The sequence below is a fragment of the Rhodopila globiformis genome, assembly GCF_002937115.1.
Taxonomy (GTDB): domain Bacteria; phylum Pseudomonadota; class Alphaproteobacteria; order Acetobacterales; family Acetobacteraceae; genus Rhodopila; species Rhodopila globiformis.
In genome coordinates this window covers 1-19,066 of the sequence record NZ_NHRY01000205.1, presented here as the reverse complement: position 1 = coordinate 19,066, position 19,066 = coordinate 1, and the positions used below count along the sequence as shown (strand labels likewise).

Genomic DNA, 19,066 nt, shown 5'->3' with positions numbered 1-19,066 from the left:
GCCGAGTCGTCAAGAGGGTTCCGTGAAATTATGGCACTACAAAAAATTCCGGCGGGATGAATGGCGGATTTCTCCGGTTTTCGGACCGTTCGTTACGCTAAGTTGGCGTTTGGTCGGCAAATGTGGGTTAGCGTCGCGCATCGTGGTGTGGACGCAGACGTCGGTGGTGATGCCGGTCAGCACGATGTTGCGGATGCCGCGTGTGCGCAGGATCAGTTCCAGGTCGGTGGCGTAGAAGCTGCCCTTGCCGGGCTTGTCGATGACGATCTCGTGCGGCAGGGGCGCCAGGTCCGGAATGATCTCCCACCCCGGCTCGCCGCGCGTCAGGATGCGGCCGCACGGGCCGGGGTCGCCGATGCCCGCGCCGATTCGTTGCGACCGCCAGCGCTTGTTGGCCGGCAGGTCGGACAGGTCCGGGCGATGGCCCTCGCGCGTGTGGATGATCGTGTAGCCCCTGGGCCGCAACGCTTCCAGAACGTTGGCGATGGGGCCGATGGGCGCGCGGGTCAGCGAAAGATCATAGCCCATGACATCGACATAGCCGCCGACGCCGCAGAAATCGGTCTGCATGTCGATGACCAGCAGCGCTGTGGTGTCCGGCGCCAGCGAGCCGTCGAACGGCCAGGGATAGGGATCTGCCTCGATAGTTGCCATGGTTACCGTCCGATCGACAATTGCCCGGGCATGCCGCGCAGGCTGCGGCCGCCGCGGGCGGTAATGATCAAAACAATCAAGGTCACGACGTAGGGCGCCGCGTAGAACAGGTAGTAGCCCCAGGTGATGCCGATCGTTTGCAACGACGGCCCCAGCGCGCCGGCCGCGCCGAACAGCAGCGAGGCATAGATGCAGTTGATCGGATTCCAGCGCGCGAACACCACCAGCGCCACCGCCATCAGCCCTTGGCCGGATGACAGGCCCTCGTTCCAGCTTCCGGGATAATACAGCGACAGGAACGCCCCGCCGACGCCGGCCAGCGCGCTGCCGCACGCCGTTGCCAGGAAGCGTGTCCGTGCGATCGGCAATCCCATTGCCAATGCCGCATCCTGGCTGTCGCCGACAATGCGGATGCGCAGTCCCACGCGCGTGGCGCGAAAGCACCATTCCATGGCGACCGCCGCCGCGATCCCCAGCAGGAAAAGCGGGCACACCAGCAACGCGTTCCGCACCTGCGCACTGGACGACCAGAAGCCGAACGGGATACCCGGCAGCAGCGGCGCGGTGGGCTGTACGTATGGCTTGCCGAAGAAGAACGCCAGCCCGGTGCCGGCCAGCATGATGGCGATGCCCATCGCCACGTCGTTCACCCGCGCCAGCGAGCACACCGCGCCGTGCAACCCGCCCAGCAGCAATCCCGCCAGCCCCGCCGCCGCGACTCCCGCCCACGGGCTGCCCGTCTCGTACGATGTTGCATAGGCAACCATCGCGCCGAGCACCAGAACGCCCTCGTTGCCCAGGTTGATGCGGCCGGATTTCTCGGTCAGGCACTCGCCGATGCTGACGAACAGGAACGGCGTGCTGACCCGCAGCGATCCCGCCAGCATTGCCAGCAGCACGGTGGAAAGCGCTTCCATCAGGCGGTGCCGCGCGGCTGGAACCAGCGGAAGCGGCCATATAGTGTATCGCTGGTCAGGATCGAAACGAAAATCAGCCCCTGCAGCACCAGGATCGTCGCATCCGGCAATCCCATGTGCCGCTGCAGCAGCCCGCCGGCGGCGGTGAGGCCACCAAGCAGCAGCGCCATCGGCATGATCGCCAGCGGATTGAACCGTGCCAGGAACGCAATCAGGATGCCGGTGTAGCCGTATCCCGCGTTCAGAGAGGCATTGGCCCGGCCATATTCCGCCGCCACCTCGATCGCCCCCGCCAGCCCGGCACAGCCGCCGCCGATGGCGCAGGCAACAAGGATCAGTCGCGTCACCGGCAGCCCCTGCAGTTGCGCGGCGCGAACGTTTCCCCCGGTGACGCGCGAGGCAAACCCGAAGCTGGTGCGATAGATCAGCACCCAGGACAGCACGCAGGCCAGGATGCCGACGGGCAACCCGGGATGCACGTCCAGCCACGGCACCGTATCCAGCATGTTGCCGTCACCGATTCCATACGTCGACGGCTTGTTCAGGCTGGAGGGATCGCGCAGCACGCCCTCCACCAGATGGTTGAACAGCGCCAGGCCGATATACGCCAGCACCAGGCTGGCGATCGTTTCGTTCACGTTCAGCCGCGCCTTCAGCCAGCCGCTGATGCCGATCCAGAATGCGCCCATGGCGATGCCGGCGATGGCCATGGCGGGCAGCACCAGGAACGGGCCGCCATGCACCAGCGGCAACGCCGCAACGGTCGCCGCCAGCCCACCCAGCACCACCGCTGCCTCGCCGCCGATGATCACCAGCCCAAGCTGGCCCGGCAGCGCCACACACAGTGCCGTCAGCAGCAGCGGCGCCGCCCGCTGCACCGTGTTCTGGATCGAGAACCAACTGCCGAACGCGCCGCGCCAGACCAGATCGAGGAAATCCAGCGGCGACTGCCCCAGGCACAGCAGGAACACCGAGAACAGCACGCCGGCCACCCCCAGCGCGACCAGCGGCGCCAGCACCGCCTCCAGCGCGCGGCGCAGCGGATACCAGCTATCGGCCGCGCGCGCCGGGACGGCGTCGGGCAGGACAGCGGCGGTCGTTGCGCTGCTCATGCGATCGCGCCGTTCACCCCTTCGACCAGATAGTTCAGCGATTCAAGCTGAATCGCGGTTTCCGGATAGGCGGTGCCGGCCGGAATGACCGTGTTGCCCTTGTTGTCCTTCAGCGGTCCTTTGAACACCGTGTAGCCGCCTTTCATCATCTCCGCCTTGACGGAATCGACATTCTTGCGGCCGGCATCGGAAAGCCCCGGCCCATACGGCGACATTTTCACGAATCCTTCAGCCAATCCGCCGCGGGTGAAATTCGGGATCGGCTTGCCATTCAGGGCATCGTCGATGAACTGCCTGTAGACGGTGATCCAGTTCCATTCCGCTCCGGTCAGGTAGCCCTTCGGCGCCAGCTTCGACTGGTTGGCGTGGTAGCCGCAGGCGAAGATGCCGCGCCGCTCGGCGGTTTCCATGACCACCTTCGGGCTGTCCACATGGCAGGTCACGACGTCGATGCCCTGGTCGATCAGGCTGTTCGAGGCTTCCGCTTCCTTCACCGGCATCGACCACTCGCCGGTGAAGATCACCGACGTGGTGATGGCCGGATCGACCGAACGCGCCCCGAGCGTAAAACTGTTGATATTCACCAGCACCTGCGGGATCGGCTTGGCGGCGACAAAGCCGATCTTCTTCGATTTCGTTGCGTGCGCGGCGGCGATGCCGTTCAGGTACTGGCACATGCCGATATAGCCGAAATACGACCCGGTGTTCATCGGGTGCTTGTCTTTCTGCCACAGGCCGCCGCAGTGGCGGAACTGGATGTTCGGGTATTTCGCCGCCGTCCGCAGCATGTACGGATCGAAATAGCCGAAGCTGGTGGGGAACAGCAGGGTGGCGCCGTCCAGCCGGATCATGCTCTCCATGGTCCTGGAGACGTCATCGCTTTCCGGTACCCGCTCTTCCTCGACGATGCTGACACCAGGCGTTTTCTTCAGCATCGCCGCGGCCTCGGCATGCGCCTGGTTGTACCCGTAATCATCCTTCGGCCCGACATAGATGAAGCCGACGATCAGTGGCCTGGCGGCGCTCGCCCGGCGCCCCGGCAGACCGAGCGCGGCGAGTCCGGCCGCGCCGCCCGCAAGCAGGCGGCGGCGCGAGACGTCGGTGGCGAGCAGCGTGTCGGCAGGCATTATATTTCCCCTCCGCAATTGAATTCCGTTGCGCAGCGCTATTGACGACGCAGGTAGCAAGCGTCATGCCATGCCCGCGTGGCTGAAAGCACGGCGTGGCGGCACCGGCCTGCCTACGAAATCAGCAATCGGCCGCAAATCGGGCGGTTTGAGCCGCCGATATGTCCCTTACCCCCGGCGGCGCTGGTGCTGGCCTGACCCTGCCGCACGAGGCTGTGGCAGTTGTGTCTGTCCGCCTGTCATGGCAGTGAAACGGCAATGTCCAACGAACACCACATGCGGCGGGCGATCGCGCTGTCGATGCAGATGATGCGGTCCAATCGCGGCGGCCCGTTCGGCGCCGTCATCGTCAAGGATGGCAAGGTGATCGCCGAAGGCGCCAACGAGGTCACCTCCACCAACGACCCGACCGCGCATGCCGAGATCACCGCCATGCGTCGCGCCTGCCAGGCGTTGCAGACGTTCGACCTGAGCGGTTGCGAAATCTACACCAACTGCGAACCCTGCCCGATGTGCCTCGGCGCCATCTACTGGGCCCGGATCAGCCGGATTTATTACGCCAACGACCGTCACGACGCCGCCCGCGTCGGCTTCCGCGATGACCAGCTGTATTGCGAAATCCCCTTGCCGCCGGCGCAGCGCGCCATCCCGGCGCAGCCGCTGCTGCGCGTGGAAGGCAAGGCGGTGTTCGACGAGTGGCTGCGCAAGCCGGACAAGGTCGAATACTGACGGCCGCTGCCCCCCGCCAGCGTTGATCAATGTCATGGCACAACTCCACCATTTTGTGCTTCTCTCGGTTCGTTGAACCGGGAGGCTCGTCCCTATGGCTGCGCGCGATCTCACGCCGATTGTCGATCTGACTCTCGAGCACGGCACCGGACCGTTCCGTACCCGTCATCCGGTGTGGTCCGACCTGCGCCCGCCCTGCAACAACGCCTGCCCCGCCGGGGAGAATATCCAGGGCTGGCTCGCCTGCGCCCAGGCCGGGGATTTCCGCAAGGCCTGGGAAACCCTGGTCGCCGACAATCCGCTGCCGGCGACGCACGGGCGGGTCTGCTACCATCCGTGCGAAACGAACTGCAACCGCGGCGAAATGGATGCGCCGGTGACGATCCACGCCGTCGAGCGCTTCCTCGGCGACCTCGCCAACGAGCAGGGCTGGGACTATCCCCCGCCCGCGCCGCCATCCGGCAAGCGCGTGCTGATCGTTGGCGCCGGGCCCTCCGGCCTGTCGGCGGCGTATCACCTGACCCGTCTCGGCCACCAGGTGGAAATCCACGAGGCCGGGCCGGCTGCCGGCGGCATGATGCAGTTCGGCATCCCGGCCTATCGCCTGCCGCGCGCCGCGCTCGCCGCCGAGGTCGCCCGGCTGGAGCGCTACGGCGTCCGCATCGTGCTGGACCACCGGGTTATAGATGTGAAATCGGAACGAGCCGAGGGCCGGTTCGACGCCGTGTTCGTCGCCATCGGCGCCCATGTCGCGCAGCATGCCGATGTCCCGGCGCGCGATGCGGCACGGGTGCTGGATGCCGTTTCGGTGCTGCGCGACGCGGGCACCGGCGGGCGGCCCAGCCTTGGCCGCCGCGTCGTCATCTATGGCGGCGGCAACACGGCGATGGACGCCGCCCGCACCGCCCGCCGCCTCGGCGCCGAACAGGCTTTGATCATCTACCGCCGCGACCGCGCCCACATGCCCGCCCACGCCTTCGAAGCCGACGAAGCGCAGGAGGAAGGCGTCACATTCCGCTGGCTGACCAGCATCCGCGAAGTCGTCGGCCCGTCGCTGACCGTCGAGCGGATGGAACTGGACGAGAAGGGCCGCCCGCACCCGACCGGCGAATTCGAATCGCTGGAAGCCGACAGCGTCGTGCTGGCGCTGGGGCAGCAGACCGACAGTTCGTTCCTGCACGACATCGATGGCGTCGAGGCCAAACCCGACGGCACCGTCAGCGTCAATGCCAACATGATGACCGGCCATCCCGGCCTGTTCGCCGGCGGCGACATGGTGCCCAGCGAGCGCACCGTCACCATCGCCACCGGCCACGGCAAGCTCGCCGCCCGCAACATCGACGCCTGGCTGCGCGGGGGCGCCTACAAGCCGCCGCCGCAGCCCAAGGTGGTGAAGTTCGCCATGCTCCATTTGCCGGTGTTCAGCGACGTTGATCCGGCCGCGCAACAGCGCCTGCCGGACGAGGACCGCCTGGCCGGCTTCGGGGAAGTGCTGGCCGGCCTTGACCAGCCGGCCGCGCGGCACGAGGCGCAGCGCTGCCTGAGCTGCGGCGTCTGTTTCGAATGCGACAACTGCTTCGCCGCCTGCCCGGAACAGGCGATCGTCAAGCTCGGCCCCGGCAACGGCTACCGGCTGAACGACGCGCTGTGCACCGGCTGCGCCACCTGCTTCGAGCAATGCCCCTGCCACGCCATCCAGATGGTTGCCGATACAGCCAGCGAAGGATCACCGCGATGACCGCCACACGCGCAACGATGGACGGCAACACCGCCGTCGCGCATGTCGCCTACCGGGTCAACGAGGTCTGCGCGATCTACCCCATCACGCCGTCCTCGACGATGGCGGAACTTGCGGATGAATGGGCCTCGGCCGAAATAAAGAACATCTGGGGCCAGATCCCGGCGATCCAGCAGATGCAGAGCGAAGGCGGCGCCGCTGGCGCGGTGCACGGTGCGCTGCAATCCGGCGCGCTGACCACGACGTTCACCGCGTCGCAGGGCCTGCTGCTGATGATCCCCAACATGTTCAAGATCGCCGGCGAACTGACCCCCACGGTGTTCCACGTCGCCGCCCGCGCCGTGGCAACGCAGGCGCTGTCGATCTTCGGCGATCATTCCGATGTCATGGCGGTGCGGTCCACCGGCTTCGCCATGCTGTGTTCGTCGTCGGTGCAGGAAGCGCACGACATGGCGCTGATCGCCCAGGCGGTGACGCTGGAATCGCGCGTGCCGGTGCTGCATTTCTTCGACGGCTTCCGCACCTCGCACGAACTGAACACGCTCGACCTGCTGTCGGACGAGCAGATCCGCGGCATGATGGACGATAGCCTGGTGCGGGCGCACCGGGAGCGGGCGCTGGATCCCGAGCACCCGTTCATCCGCGGCACCGCGCACAACCCCGACACGTTCTTCCAGGCGCGCGAGACGGTGAATCCGTTTTACGCCGCCGTGCCCGGCATTGCGCAGAAGCAGATGGACAAATTCGCCGCGCTGACCGGGCGGCACTATCACCTGTTCGACTGGTTCGGCGCCGCGGACGCCGATCGCGTGGTGATCGCGATGGGCACCGGCGTCGAAACCGCGCGCATCGCCGCCGAAGCGTTGCAGGCGACGGGCGAGAAAGTCGGCGTGCTGCACGTGCGCCTGTTCCGGCCGTTCGACGCTGCCGCGCTGCTGGCGGCGCTGCCGGACAGCGTGCGGAAAATCGCCGTGCTGGAGCAAACGAAAGAGCCGGGCGCGCCGGCCGAACCGATGTACCTCGATGTCGTCGCCACGCTGGCCGAGGCGGTCGCCCTCGGTCACCGCGCCACCATGCCGCGGGTCGTGGGTGGGCGGTACGGCCTGTCGTCGAAGGATTTTTCCCCGGCCCTGGCGAAGGCTGTGTTTGACGAACTGATGAAGCCGGCGCCGCGTGCCCGCTTCACGCTGGGGATCGACGACGACGTCGGCCACACCAGCCTGGCGCCCGACCCCGCTTTCCCGGCCGATCCGCCTGGCCTGGTCTGCGCCGTGTTCTACGGCCTCGGCGCGGATGGCACCGTCGGCGCCAACAAGAACACCGTCAAGATTATCGCCGAGGATGCCGGCCTGCATGCGCAGGGCTATTTCGTTTACGACTCGCACAAGTCCGGCGCGCAGACGATCTCGCATTTGCGGTTCGGATCGCAGCCGATACGGGCGCCGTTCCTGATCCAGCAGGCCAGTTTCGTTGGTGTCCACCAGTTCCACTTCATCGAGCGGCACGACGTGCTGCGTCTCGCCGCCCCCGGCGCGACGGTGCTGCTGAACGCGCCGTATGGACCGGACGAAATCTGGAACAGACTGCCGCGCGCGATGCAGGCGCGGATCATCAGGGACAAGCTCAAACTCTACGTCATCGACGCTTCGAAAGTGGCGCAGGACGTCGGGTTGCGCGGACGCACCAACACTGTGCTGCAGACCTGCTTCTTCGCCCTGTCCGGCGTGCTGCCGCGCGACCGCGCGATCGAGCAGATCAAATATTCAATCCGTAAGACCTACGGCCGCCGCGGCGAGGACGTGGTGCGGAAGAACTTCCAGGCGGTGGACGGAACGCTCGATCGCCTGTTCCCGGTGGCGATCCCGGCCGAACCCACCAGCCGTTTCGAGCGCGTACCGCCGGTTCCCGCCACCGCGCCGGATTTCGTCCGCCGTGTCACCGCCATGATGCTGGAAGGCCGCGGCGACGAGATCCCGGTCAGCGCCCTGCCGGTGGACGGCACCTGGCCGTCCGACACTGCGATGTGGGAGAAGCGGAACGTTGCGGAAGCCGTGCCAACCTGGAACCAGGAGACCTGCGTGCAGTGCGGCCAGTGCAGCTTCGTCTGCCCGCACGGCGTGATCCAGGCCCGCTACTTCGGTGCTGACAAGCTCCAGTCTGCGCCCACAGCTTTCCAATCGGCGCCAATCAACGTCCGCGGGTTCCCCGATGTCCGGTTCACGCTGTCGTTCTCGCTGGAGGACTGCACCGGCTGCTCCCTGTGCGTCGAAGCCTGCCCGACCGAGCCGGCGAAGTCGCTGGCCATGGCGCCGAAGCCGGGGCTGATGGAGGACGCCCGCACCAACCTCGATTTCGCCGCCACGCTGCCGGTGAACGACCGCAGCCGCGTCGATTTCGCCAACGTCCGCGGCGTGCAGTTCCTGGAGCCGCTGTTCACCTTCTCCGGCGCCTGTGCCGGGTGTGGCGAGACGCCGTACCTGAAGCTGCTGTCGCAGTTGTTCGGCGACCGGGCGCAGATCGCCAACGCAACGGGATGCTCCTCGATCTATGGCGGCAACCTGCCGGTGACGCCGTGGTCGAAGAACCGGGAAGGCCGCGGACCGGCCTGGTCGAATTCGCTGTTCGAGGACAACGCCGAGTTCGGCCTGGGCTTCCGCCTGGCCGCCGATCAGCATTTGGACCTGGCGGAGTCGTTGCTCGCGAAACTGCAAACCGAGATCGGCCTCGATTTCGTCGAAGCCATCCTGGACGCGCCGCAGGTGCGGGAATCCGACATCCGCGCCCAGCGCCAGCGCGTGGCGATCCTGAAGGAACGCCTGCATGCGCTCGGCGACCTGCCGGGAGCGAAGGACCTGCTGTCGGTCGCGGATCATCTGGTCCGCCGCAGCGTCTGGATCGTCGGCGGCGATGGCTGGGCGTACGACATCGGCTATGGCGGGCTGGACCACGTGCTGGCAAGCTCGCGCGACGTGAACGTGCTGGTGATGGACACGGAAGTCTATTCCAACACCGGCGGGCAGGCGTCGAAGGCGACGCCCCTCGGCGCGGTGGCGAAGTTCGCCGCCGCGGGCAAGCGGGTGGCGCGCAAGGACCTGCCGCTGCAGGCGATCGCCTATGGCAACGTCTATGTCGCGCAGGTGGCGATGGGGGCCAATCCGCAGCAGACCCTCCAGGCGTTCCGGGAAGCCGAGGCCTATTCCGGGCCGTCGCTGATCGTCGCCTACTCCCACTGCATCGCCCACGGCATCGACATGCAGCACGGCATGAAGCAGCAGGACCTGGCGGTGGCCAGCGGCTACTGGCCGCTGTTCCGCTACAATCCGGCGCTGCGCAGTGTCGGCGCCAATCCGTTCATGCTCGACAGCCCGCGGCCGACGGTCAGCTTCCAGGATTATGCCTGGAACGAAATGCGCTACAAGTCGCTGGCGCAAAGCCGGCCGGAGGACTCGAAGCGGCTGATGGAGGCAGCGCAGGCGGCGATCCTGGAGAAATACCGCACCTACGAGGAAATGGCCGGCTGGTCCGCCGCCCGCTTCTCCCCCGCCGACGTCGATCGCCCGACCGGCGCGGGCGCGGTGCCATGGAGCGAGGAAATGGAGGGCGTGCGCGGATAGCCGCTGCCCCACCCGGCGAAGATTTGCGATTGTCAGTTCCCGTAGCGCATCGGAAACTGCACGGGGCAATCCCGCTTGGAGGGTGAGATGAAGCTTCTTTGGGCACTGCTGATCCTGGCGCTGCTGTGGCTGTGGCTCAGCGGCCATTGGTTCGGACGCGGCCTGATGCTGACCGCGCTGGCCGGCTTCGGCATCTTTCTCCTCGTGGCCGCGCAGCGGGAAGGGCCGCAGATTCTCGGCGGCCTGATGGTCCTTGGCAGCTGGCCGATCGCTTCGGTACCGACATGGGTGTGGCAGCGGCTGCGCGGCCCGCGCGACCGCTCCTGGCGCCTGTAGATTGGCGTTCCCGTGCCGGCGAACGGCCTGATTCCTGCATGGCGTCCAGGCCGCCCGGCCGAGGACCGTAACAGCCTCGAACGGACCCGATCGCCTTCGACAGGAGACCCATGACCCCGATGCAGCATGCCGAGGCGGCCCTCGCCGCCGACGCCGCCCACGCCGATGCGGCGATCTGGATCCACCGGCAGCCGGATGCGGCGATCCTCGACCGTGCGCGCACCCTGGAAGCCGAGGGGCCGCGCGGCCGCCCGCTCTGGGGCATTCCGTTCGTGGTGAAGGACAACATCGACGTGGCCGGCGTCCCGACCACTGCCGGTTGCCCCGGCTATGCCTACACGCCCGCCGTCGATGCGCCCGCGGTACGGCGGCTGCTGGAAGCCGGCGCGCTGTTCATCGGCAAGACCAACCTGGATCAGTTCGCCACCGGACTGGTCGGCACGCGCAGCCCCTATGGCGTGCCGCGCAACGTGTTCGATCCGGAGTTGGTGCCGGGCGGGTCGTCCTCCGGCTCCGCCTGCGCCGTGGCGGCCGGTATCGTGCGATTTGCGCTGGGCACCGACACCGCAGGATCGGGCCGCGTGCCGGCGGCGTTTGGCGGCATCGTCGGGCTGAAGCCGACGGTCGGCAGTATATCGGCGACCGGGTTGGTACCCGCGTGCCGCTCGGTGGATACCATCTCGGTGTTCGCCCGTTCGGTGGACGAGGCACTGGCGGTGCAGCGCGTCATCGCCGGGTTCGATGGGCAGGATCCGTACGCCCGCCGCCCGCCATACCCCCATCTGCGGCGCAGTGCGGCGCTACCGGCGCCGCGTGTCGCGATGGCGGACGTGGCGCCCCTGTGCGAGCCGGCGGTGGCGGCCGCCTACCGGCAGGCCTGCGGTTTCCTGAACGCCGCGCCCATCGACATCAGCCTGTTCCTGGAGAGCGCGCGCCTGCTCTACGAAGGTCCCTGGGTGGCGGAGCGCACGGCTGCCCTGCGCGACGTGCTCGGCCGCCGGCCGGACGTTCTCCATCCCACGACGCGGACCATTCTGGAAAGCGGCCTGGATCGCCGCACCGTCGATGCGTTCGACGCCTTCCACACGTTGCGCCAGGCCCGCCGCGAAGCCGAGCACCTGTTCGCGCGGCACGACGCGCTGCTGCTGCCCACGGCGCCTTTCTGCCCCTCGCTGGCCGAGGTCGTTGCGGACCCGCTTGGTCCCAACCGCCGCCTGGGTACCTTCACAAACTTCGCCAATCTCTGTGACATGGCGGGCTACGCCGTGCCCATCGGCTTCGCGCCGGACGGCACGCCGGTGGGCGGCATGTTGCTGGGTCCGGCGTGGTCCGAAGGCCGTCTTGCCCCGCTGGCCGACGCGCTGCACCGCCGCTTCGCCGCCACCGTCGGCGCCACCGGCCACCCCCTGCCGCCGCCGCCGCCGCCGGATACCCTGGCGGCTGACGAGACGGCGCTGTTCTGCATCGGCGCGCACATGTCCGGGCTGCCGTTGAACGGCCAGGTCACCGGCCTCGGCGGCCGCTTCCTGCGGCAGGCGACGACCGAGCCGGCCTACCGGCTGTTCGCCCTGGGCAACCGGCCGGGCCTGCTGCGCGCATCGGGCGGAGGCGCCGTTGCCGGTGAGGTCTGGGCGCTGCCCACCGCCGCCATCGGCACGCTGCTGGCGCAGGTGCCGCCGCCGCTGGGCTTCGGGACGGTGGCGCTGGCGGATGGCCCGTGCCTCGGCTTCCTGGCAGAGTCGGCGGGCGTGGCGGACGCGCCAGACGTCACCCGGTTCGGCGGCTGGCGCGCCTGGCTGGGCACGCAAGCGGAGGGATCATGACAGACGAAACAACCCTGGACGCGCTGATCGATGCCGGCACCACGGCGCTCGGCATCCCGATGCGAGAGGAATGGCGGCAAGCGGTGCGGATGCACCTGGCGATTTCGCTCGGCCATGCCCGCGCGGTGCTGGATGCCGACATACCCGATGGCCTGGACCCCGCGCCGGTGTTCCGGGCATGACCGCCACGCAGATCGCCGCCGCCGTGCGGCAGGTCGGCGCTACCGCGGTGATCGCCGATTGCCTGGCGCGGATCGAGCGGCTGAACCCGGTCCTGAACGCCTTCACCACCATCACGGCGGACCGGGCGCGGGCGAAAGCGGCGAGGCTGGATGCGGCGATCGCCGCCGGCACGCCGCCGGGGCCGCTGGTCGGGGTGCCGTTCGCGGTGAAGAACCTGATCGATGTCGCCGGCATTCCGACGCTGGCAGGTTCGAAAATCAATCGCAACCATCCCCCGGCCGCGTTCGACGCGCCGCTGGTGCGGCGGCTGGAGACGGCGGGTGCGATCCTGGTGGGTGCGCTGAACATGGGCGAATACGCCTATGATTTCACCGGCGAGAATGCGCACGACGGGCCGTCGCGCAATCCGCACGATCCGGCGCGGATGACTGGCGGCTCCTCGGGCGGCTCGGGCGCCGCGGTGGGCGGCGCATTGGTGCCGCTGGCGCTGGGGTCGGACACCAACGGCTCGATCCGGGTGCCGGCATCGTTCTGCGGCGTGTTCGGGCTGAAGCCGACCTTCGGGCGACTGACGCGGGCTGGGAGTTTTCCGTTCGTTTCGAGTCTGGATCACCTCGGCCCGCTGGCGCGGAGCGTGGCGGACCTGGCGGTGGCGTATGACGCGATGCAGGGGCACGATCCGGACGACCCAGTGTGCGCCGAACGCCCGGTCGAGCCGGTTGTCCCGGTGCTGGACAGCGGTATCGCTGGCTTGCGCATCGCTGCGGCGGACGGGTATTTCCGCGCCGGCGCGTCGCCCGAGGCGCTGGCGGCGCTGGACACGGTGGCCGCGGCGCTGGGCGCGGGTACGGTCACCATTCCGGATGCGCAGCGTGCACGCAGTGCTGCCTATGTCATCACCACGACGGAAGGCGCCGCGCTGCACCTGCACCGGCTGCGCGCCCGGCCGGATGATTTCGATCCCGACGTCCGCGACCGCCTGATCGCCGGCGCGCTGGTACCGGCCGCCGCGGTGACGCAGGCGCAGAAATTCCGCCGTGCTTACCGCGAACAGGTGCTGCGCCTGTTCGACCGCGTCGATGCCATCCTGGCGCCCGCCACGCCCTGCGTCGCGCCGCTGATCGGGCAGAAGACGTTCGTGCTGGACGGGGGGGAGATGCCGCTGCGGCCGAATATCGGCGTCTACACCCAGCCGATTTCCTTCATCGGCCTGCCGGTCGTTGCTGTACCGCTGCCCACCGCCGCCGGCCTGCCCATCGGCGTGCAGGTCATCGCCGCACCGTGGCGGGAGGACATCGCCCTGCGCATCGCCCGCGCCCTGGAAGCCGGCGGCGTCGCCCGGGTGGCGGGCTGAGCCGTGGAGATCAACCTGCCGGACGTCAAGGCCGAGGTCGAGGCCGCCTTCGCGATCTACGAGGCGGCGCTGGTCAGCAACGATATCGATACGCTGCAGCGCCTGTTCTGGCCCAGCGACCTGACCGTCCGTTACGGTATCGCCGAAAACCTGTATGGCTACGACGAGATCGGCGTTTTCCGCGCCGCGCGTTCACCCGCCGGGCTGGCGCGGACGATTTCGCGAACGGTGATCACGACGTTCGGGCGGGACTTTGCCACTGCGTCCACGCTGTTCCACCGTGATTCCGCACCAGGAAAGACGGGACGGCAGATGCAGACCTGGGTGCGGACGCCGGACGGATGGCGGGTGGTCGCGGCGCATGTCAGCCTGATCGGGTGACGGCGGCTGCTCGTACCAACCAGCGTTGAGACTGGTCGTTGCTCTCTCGTCATGGCCGGCTTGTCTCAGTCCCCGGGCGGCTGCTCGGGCGCCGAGGCGGCGTTCAGCAGGATGTAGCGTTCAATGCCGATCTGCTTGATGAGGTCGAACTGGCGTTCGAGGAAATCGATGTGGGCTTCCTCGCTGTCGAGAATGTGCAGGAACAGATCGCGGGAAACGAAATCCCGCACGCTTTCGCAATAAGCGATCGCCTCCCGCAGGTCCCCCAGCGCCTTTTCCTCCAGTCGCAGATCGGCCTGCAGGATCTCCTCGACCGTCTGGCCAATGGCGATCTGGTCCAGCCGCTGCACGTTGGGCAGGCCATCGAGGAACAGGATGCGCTGGATCAGCGAATCCGCGTGCTTCATCTCGTCGATCGATTCCTCGTATTCCTGCTTGCCGAGCTTCGCGACGCCCCAGTGCTCCAGGGTGCGGGCGTGCAGGAAATACTGGTTGATCGCGGTAAGCTCATTGGTCAGCTGGGTGTTCAGGTGCTCGATGACCTTTTGGTCCCGCAACATATGCCCTGCCTCCTGGTTGGACCCGTTCCTCCGTCCAGCCTACACGAACCAGGAGGATCAGTCAGCACCCTGAAGCTTGCCCTCGATCTGCAACGTATGGTCGCGCAGCATTTGCAGGATCGTCTTGACGCAGCGGCCGCACTGGGCCCGGCAGTCGCACGCCGCATAAACGTCTCGCGGGCGTTGGCTGTTCACCGCCTCGACCGCCTGTTCGACTTTCTTGTCAGTCAGCGCATTGCAGATGCAGATATACACGATGGGCCCTTCACCAGGTCACGCAAGATCTATGCTAACCCAGATTGCGAATGGTTCGCAACAACAGATTGCACGAAACGTGGTGATCGATGCGATGACCATGGCCGGCCGCGGCAGTGTCATCGAACTGCGGCACGATCGCGGGACTGGACATCCCCGGGCTGATCCGGCGACACACTGCGGCAAAGCACGCGGAACAGGGAGGCACGCACGATGGCCGATTATGACCTGGTGATCGCCGGCGGCACAGTGGTTACGCCAGCGGATACGTTTCGCGCCGATGTCGGCGTCCAAGGCGATCGCATCGCCGCCATCGGCCTCGGGCTGCGCGGCGCCCGGACGATCGAGGCGGACGGGCTGCTGGTGATGCCTGGTGGCGTCGATTCGCACTGTCATATCGAGCAGTTGCGGAAAGGTGGTGGCGCGGACGAGGAAACCTGGACCACCGGCAGCGCCTCGGCCCTGGCCGGCGGCACCACCAGCGTGATCACCTTTTCCACCCAGTTCAAGGGCGGCGGCATCCTGGCGCCGCTGGCTGAGTACCACCGCCGCGCTGCGAAAGCGATGGTGGACTACGGGTTCCACCAGATCATTGCCGATGCAACCGACACGGTGATTTTCGAGGAGGTGCCGCAGGTCGTTGCCTCCGGCGTGCGCAGCCTGAAGGTGTTCCTGACCTATGATCCGGTGCACCTGGATGACCGCCAGTTCCTGCGCGTGCTGGCGGCGGCGCGGCGCACCGGGGCACTGGTGACGGTGCATTGCGAGAACTACGAGGCGATCAACTGGCGTACCGCCGCGCTGCTGGCCGACGGCAGGGCCGCGCCGAAATACCATGCCTGGTCGCGCCCGAGCGTGGTGGAGCGGGAGGCGACCCACCGCGCCATTGCGCTGGCGGAAATGGTCGACCAGCCGATCCAGGTGTTCCACGTGTCGTGCCCGGAGGTGGCGGAGGAAATCGCGCGGGCGAAGGCGCGCGGCCTGAAGGTGTGGGGCGAGACCTGCCCGCAGTATTTTGTTCTGTCAGCGGACCACATGGACCGCCCCGGCTTCGAGGGCGCGAAATTCATGTGCAGCCCGGCACCGCGCGATGCCGCCGCCAGCGAGGGGCTGTGGCGGATGGTGCGCGACAACGTGCTGGATATCGTTTCCTCCGATCACAGTGGCTGGAGCTACGAGAGTCCGGTGGGCAAGCGGGTGCACGGCACCGGCGCGCCGTTCCGCGACATCCCCAACGGCGTGCCGGGCCTGGCGTCGCGCCTGCCGATCCTGTTCAGCGAGGGCGTCACGAAGGGCCGCATCGACGCCTGCACTTTCGTGCGGCTGACGGCGACGAACCCGGCGAAGCTGTTCGGCCTGTATCCGCGCAAGGGCACGATCGCCCCCGGAACGGACGCGGACATCGTGCTGTGGGACCCGGGGAAGCAGGTCGTCATCGACAACGGCCTGATGCAGCACATCATCGACTACACGCCGTACGAGGGGCTGGAAGTCACCGGCTGGCCGGTCGCCACGCTGCGCCGCGGCGCCGTGGTGATGCGCGACGGCAAGGTCCAGGCCGAGCCCGGCAGCGGCCAGTTCCTGCCGCGGGCGCCGTACCACATGATCAGGCCGACGGGCAACGTGCCGTTCGGCTTCGACGCCAGCGCATTTCGGGTCTGAGGGACGGTCACGAGCCTGATCGAGATCGTTGCGTGACCATTCACTTTCAGGGCGCGGTTCGCCGGCAAGATGGGACAGCTTGCGGGGAACCATTTCCTGACGATGGTGGAAGGGACGGAGAATCTGCTGCCGCTGGGCCGGATGGTGCTGTGGCAGGGGGCGCAGCAGATCGCGTTCCGGGCGCCGTAGCAGCGGGAGTATCCGTAGCTGGAAACAGCCACCCCGCCACGGCAGGTTCCGGGCCAGTTCGGCACATACCGCGACAGTCATCCAGCGGCGGCGGCAAGCGCCCTACGGCCGTGCCTCCAGGATCATGTTGAAGTGCGTTTCGGTCGCCTTGCGCACGCGCCCGAACCCACCCTCGCCGATGACCGACCGCAGCTTCTCGAACCCGGCCTGCGCCCCGAGCGCCGCGCCAACCGGCTGAGCCAGCGAGGTCGGCACGCAGATCATCGTCGAGCCCGCGTAATACAGGCGCCCGACCGGATTGAGGTTGTCCTCCAGCCGATCGGCCGCGGCCGGCTCGACGACCATCCAGGTTCCGTCGGGCTTCAGCGCCTGGCGCACATGCCGCGCCACGCCGGTGGGATCGCCCATGTCGTGCAGGCAATCGAAGCAGGTCACCAGATCCAGGTTGCTGCCGGGAAATTCGCTGGCCATGGCGACTTCGAACCGTGTGTTGGCGGTTACGCCGTGCTCCTCGGCGTGGCGCCGGGCCCGTTCGACCGAATCCGGAAAGAAGTCGTAACCAACGAAGGTCGAATTCGGGAACGCCCGGGCCATGATGACCGTCGAGAATCCCTCGCCGCAGCCGACATCGGCCACCGTCGCGCCCCGCTCCAGCTTCGCAACGACACCGTCCAGCGCCGGCAGCCACGAGCTGACAAGATTGTTGAGGTAGCCTGGCCGGAAGAAGCGCCCGACGGCGCAGAACAGGCATTGCGGCTGCTGGCCCCAGCCCACGCCCTGGCCGGTGCGGAACGCCGGCTCGACCAGCGCGTGGGTTTCCATCATGACCGCCGCGACGTCGAAGGCGCCCTGCATGTAAACCGGGCTGTCAGGCTCGGCAAAGACCATGGCCTGTTCGGGCGGCAGGCTGAACCGGCCGCTGGCGCTGTCGTAGGAAATGTAACCGGATGCGGCCTGGTGCGCCAGCCACTCGCGCACATAGCGCTCGGCGGTATCGGTCCTGGCTGCCAGCTCGCCGGATGTCATCGGCCCGTTGGCATGCAGCGCCTTGTAAAGGCCGAGGCGATCGCCGATGCGCACCAGCGACACGCTCATTGCCCCGCCCAGGTCGCTGAGCATCTGGCCGACGAATTGATGGAGCTTCGCTTCATCCATGATTGTTCCTCCCTTCGGGTCGCAGCTTTGCCTTCGACGCACGCCGGCCCGCTCTCGCGCGGTTGCGACAACCTTATCGTTGGCAACGAGTGGTTTCTGTCCCGCGTTGGAGATAAGCCGGGCAGATCATCGCTGTGGCATGTCGGCGTTCGATGGCAATCGGGCGCTACAATGCCGTCTTATAAGACGGACCAGCCAGGCGGAGCCGATGCTGATCGGCACCGCCGTAAAATACTTGTGCTGCCCCAATACTCGCTTGGTAGGTGGGACGTCCGGTTGTTGTCATATGAAATCTCCGTTAGATGAGCCGGAAGCCTTGCCAATGATAATCGGGGCGCCGTCGGCATCCGCCGGACGATCGTTACTCCCGGTACACAACAGCGGTGCGCTGACCCGATCCGCGGGATGGCTGGCGGAGAACAACGTTACAGCTTGCCGGAAGTCGCGGTGCCGTGCCGGCAACACGCTCCATGCGATTGACGCAGACGTTGTATCCGCCGTCTCCCATCGGGCCGATCGGCGGGCGGATCGCTGGCCGCGCCGCCTGCGGACAAGCTGGCCAGGCCGCAGGTCCGGCCGCCGGTTCCTCAGCCGCCCGGCTGGGCCAGGAGTGAGCGGGGAGGCGCCGCGGTGCCGCCGGCTGGACCGAACCCGCAGCGCGCCAGTGCCGCGCGCATGTGCGGCGGCGGTTCCGCGGTGGCATCGACCGGCGGATCCAGCGGCAGGTGGATCGACCGCGCCAGCAGGTGCAGCCTGCCGCCCGGGCTGCCGTACTGCGCGTCTCCCAGGATCGGGTGGCCGAGGGAGGCGCAATGCACGCGGATCTGGTGCGTGCGCCCGGTCTTCGGCCGCAGTTCCAGCCAGGTCAGGCCGTCGCCGCGGCCCAGCACCTGCCAGTCCGTCACGGCCTGCTGGCCACCCGGATCGACCACCATCCGCCACCCGCCGCGATCGCTGACCCGCCGCAACGGCGCCGCCACGGTGGCGCTGTCGCCGGCAACGTCCCCGCGCACCACCGCCCAGTACGTTTTGCGCGCCGTCCCCGCGGCGAACAGCGCCTGCGCCGCCAGCAGCGCCGCTTTGCGCAGGGCGACGACCAGGCAGCCGGCGGTGTCGGCATCGAGCCGGTGCGCCAGCCAGGGACCGTCGCGGCGGCGGGACAGGGCAGGGAACCAGTCCTCGACGCTGCGCCCGCCGGAAGGCCCCGGATGCACCGGCAGCCCCGCCGGCTTGTCGAGCACGACGAAGCGCTGGTCCCGGAAGAGGAGGGGGGGAGG

General features: G+C 67.8%; 17 protein-coding genes and 1 pseudogene. 10 read left to right on the top strand and 8 right to left on the bottom strand.

The window, feature by feature from the left end; genetic code table 11:
* Window positions 1-36 precede the first annotated feature (36 nt).
* The 4 genes from CCS01_RS18970 to CCS01_RS18955 are packed head-to-tail and all read right to left on the bottom strand — an operon-like array spanning window position 37 to window position 3,810.
* Window positions 37-654 carry a cysteine hydrolase family protein gene (locus tag CCS01_RS18970; RefSeq protein ID WP_104520338.1) on the bottom strand — a complete coding sequence of 206 codons (618 nt, stop codon included), beginning with the start codon at window positions 652-654 and terminating at the stop codon, window positions 37-39.
* A gap of 2 nt (window positions 655-656) precedes the next feature.
* A complete protein-coding gene (locus tag CCS01_RS18965) occupies window positions 657-1,571 on the bottom strand; it encodes an ABC transporter permease (RefSeq protein WP_104520337.1) in 915 nt (304 codons plus the stop codon).
* Complete coding sequence (locus CCS01_RS18960) at window positions 1,571-2,683, bottom strand: ABC transporter permease (protein ID WP_104520336.1); 1,113 nt, start codon at window positions 2,681-2,683, stop codon at window positions 1,571-1,573. The genes CCS01_RS18965 and CCS01_RS18960 overlap by 1 nt, the downstream gene beginning before the upstream one ends.
* Window positions 2,680-3,810: a BMP family ABC transporter substrate-binding protein gene (locus tag CCS01_RS18955; RefSeq protein ID WP_104520335.1), complete on the bottom strand. Its 1,131-nt coding sequence runs from the start codon at window positions 3,808-3,810 to the stop codon at window positions 2,680-2,682. The genes CCS01_RS18960 and CCS01_RS18955 overlap by 4 nt, the downstream gene beginning before the upstream one ends.
* 258 nt (window positions 3,811-4,068) lie before the next feature.
* On the opposite strand from CCS01_RS18955, the gene CCS01_RS18950 reads away from it, so the two are divergent.
* The 8 genes from CCS01_RS18950 to hpxZ all read left to right on the top strand — a co-directional run bounded on the left by CCS01_RS18950 (window position 4,069) and on the right by hpxZ (window position 13,968).
* On the top strand, window positions 4,069-4,539 hold the full coding sequence (locus CCS01_RS18950) for a nucleoside deaminase (RefSeq protein ID WP_104520334.1): 471 nt from the start codon (window positions 4,069-4,071) through the stop codon (window positions 4,537-4,539).
* A gap of 94 nt (window positions 4,540-4,633) precedes the next feature.
* Window positions 4,634-6,277, top strand: a complete 1,644-nt coding sequence (locus tag CCS01_RS18945; RefSeq protein WP_104520333.1) for an NAD(P)-binding protein — start codon at window positions 4,634-4,636, stop codon at window positions 6,275-6,277.
* A complete protein-coding gene (nifJ, locus tag CCS01_RS18940; protein WP_239992249.1) occupies window positions 6,274-9,891 on the top strand; it encodes a pyruvate:ferredoxin (flavodoxin) oxidoreductase in 3,618 nt (1,205 codons plus the stop codon). Before CCS01_RS18945 ends, nifJ begins: the two co-directional genes overlap by 4 nt.
* A gap of 87 nt (window positions 9,892-9,978) precedes the next feature.
* Window positions 9,979-10,227 carry a hypothetical protein gene (locus CCS01_RS18935; RefSeq protein WP_104520332.1) on the top strand — a complete coding sequence of 83 codons (249 nt, stop codon included), beginning with the start codon at window positions 9,979-9,981 and terminating at the stop codon, window positions 10,225-10,227.
* A 110-nt stretch (window positions 10,228-10,337) separates the two neighbouring features.
* Window positions 10,338-12,050, top strand: coding sequence for an allophanate hydrolase (atzF, locus tag CCS01_RS18930; protein WP_104520331.1), 1,713 nt, complete (start codon window positions 10,338-10,340; stop codon window positions 12,048-12,050).
* Complete coding sequence (locus CCS01_RS18925; RefSeq protein WP_104520330.1) at window positions 12,047-12,232, top strand: DUF4089 domain-containing protein; 186 nt, start codon at window positions 12,047-12,049, stop codon at window positions 12,230-12,232. Before atzF ends, CCS01_RS18925 begins: the two co-directional genes overlap by 4 nt.
* The gene (locus tag CCS01_RS18920) at window positions 12,229-13,587 is read left to right on the top strand and encodes an AtzE family amidohydrolase (RefSeq protein WP_104520329.1); all 1,359 of its coding nucleotides are present in this window, start codon (window positions 12,229-12,231) and stop codon (window positions 13,585-13,587) included. The genes CCS01_RS18925 and CCS01_RS18920 overlap by 4 nt, the downstream gene beginning before the upstream one ends.
* Window positions 13,588-13,590: 3 nt before the next feature.
* Window positions 13,591-13,968 (top strand): oxalurate catabolism protein HpxZ, encoded by a 378-nt coding sequence (gene hpxZ, locus CCS01_RS18915; protein WP_104520328.1) that lies wholly within the window; start codon window positions 13,591-13,593, stop codon window positions 13,966-13,968.
* 65 nt (window positions 13,969-14,033) lie between these two features.
* Here the strand turns inward: hpxZ and bfr are convergent, their stop codons facing one another.
* The gene (gene bfr / locus CCS01_RS18910; protein ID WP_104520327.1) at window positions 14,034-14,528 is read right to left on the bottom strand and encodes a bacterioferritin; all 495 of its coding nucleotides are present in this window, start codon (window positions 14,526-14,528) and stop codon (window positions 14,034-14,036) included.
* A gap of 57 nt (window positions 14,529-14,585) precedes the next feature.
* Window positions 14,586-14,783 carry a (2Fe-2S)-binding protein gene (locus CCS01_RS18905; RefSeq protein WP_104520326.1) on the bottom strand — a complete coding sequence of 66 codons (198 nt, stop codon included), beginning with the start codon at window positions 14,781-14,783 and terminating at the stop codon, window positions 14,586-14,588.
* A 213-nt stretch (window positions 14,784-14,996) separates the two neighbouring features.
* On the opposite strand from CCS01_RS18905, the gene hydA reads away from it, so the two are divergent.
* Both hydA and CCS01_RS18895 read left to right on the top strand, forming a co-directional pair.
* Entirely contained in the window at window positions 14,997-16,445 is a 1,449-nt protein-coding gene (hydA, locus tag CCS01_RS18900) for a dihydropyrimidinase (RefSeq protein WP_104520325.1), read from the top strand.
* Between the two features lie 66 nt (window positions 16,446-16,511).
* Window positions 16,512-16,634, top strand: a pseudogene (locus CCS01_RS18895) (DUF3830 family protein); the annotation flags it as partial.
* 102 nt (window positions 16,635-16,736) lie between these two features.
* Here the strand turns inward: CCS01_RS18895 and CCS01_RS18890 are convergent.
* Window positions 16,737-17,789: a class I SAM-dependent methyltransferase gene (locus CCS01_RS18890; RefSeq protein WP_104520323.1), complete on the bottom strand. Its 1,053-nt coding sequence runs from the start codon at window positions 17,787-17,789 to the stop codon at window positions 16,737-16,739.
* A 587-nt stretch (window positions 17,790-18,376) separates the two neighbouring features.
* The coding region (locus tag CCS01_RS18885) for an RluA family pseudouridine synthase (RefSeq protein ID WP_239992248.1) at window positions 18,377-19,066 on the bottom strand (690 nt) is incomplete at its 5' end.

Coding starts and splice junctions, on each gene's coding strand:
- CCS01_RS18970 (WP_104520338.1), bottom strand. CDS start 654: ATGGCAACTATCGAGGCAGATCCCTATCCCTGGCCGTTCGACGGCTCG.
- CCS01_RS18965 (WP_104520337.1), bottom strand. CDS start 1,571: ATGGAAGCGCTTTCCACCGTGCTGCTGGCAATGCTGGCGGGATCGCTG.
- CCS01_RS18960 (WP_104520336.1), bottom strand. CDS start 2,683: ATGAGCAGCGCAACGACCGCCGCTGTCCTGCCCGACGCCGTCCCGGCG.
- CCS01_RS18955 (WP_104520335.1), bottom strand. CDS start 3,810: ATGCCTGCCGACACGCTGCTCGCCACCGACGTCTCGCGCCGCCGCCTG.
- CCS01_RS18950 (WP_104520334.1), top strand. CDS start 4,069: ATGTCCAACGAACACCACATGCGGCGGGCGATCGCGCTGTCGATGCAG.
- CCS01_RS18945 (WP_104520333.1), top strand. CDS start 4,634: ATGGCTGCGCGCGATCTCACGCCGATTGTCGATCTGACTCTCGAGCAC.
- nifJ (WP_239992249.1), top strand. CDS start 6,274: ATGACCGCCACACGCGCAACGATGGACGGCAACACCGCCGTCGCGCAT.
- CCS01_RS18935 (WP_104520332.1), top strand. CDS start 9,979: ATGAAGCTTCTTTGGGCACTGCTGATCCTGGCGCTGCTGTGGCTGTGG.
- atzF (WP_104520331.1), top strand. CDS start 10,338: ATGACCCCGATGCAGCATGCCGAGGCGGCCCTCGCCGCCGACGCCGCC.
- CCS01_RS18925 (WP_104520330.1), top strand. CDS start 12,047: ATGACAGACGAAACAACCCTGGACGCGCTGATCGATGCCGGCACCACG.
- CCS01_RS18920 (WP_104520329.1), top strand. CDS start 12,229: ATGACCGCCACGCAGATCGCCGCCGCCGTGCGGCAGGTCGGCGCTACC.
- bfr (WP_104520327.1), bottom strand. CDS start 14,528: ATGTTGCGGGACCAAAAGGTCATCGAGCACCTGAACACCCAGCTGACC.
- hydA (WP_104520325.1), top strand. CDS start 14,997: ATGGCCGATTATGACCTGGTGATCGCCGGCGGCACAGTGGTTACGCCA.
- CCS01_RS18890 (WP_104520323.1), bottom strand. CDS start 17,789: ATGGATGAAGCGAAGCTCCATCAATTCGTCGGCCAGATGCTCAGCGAC.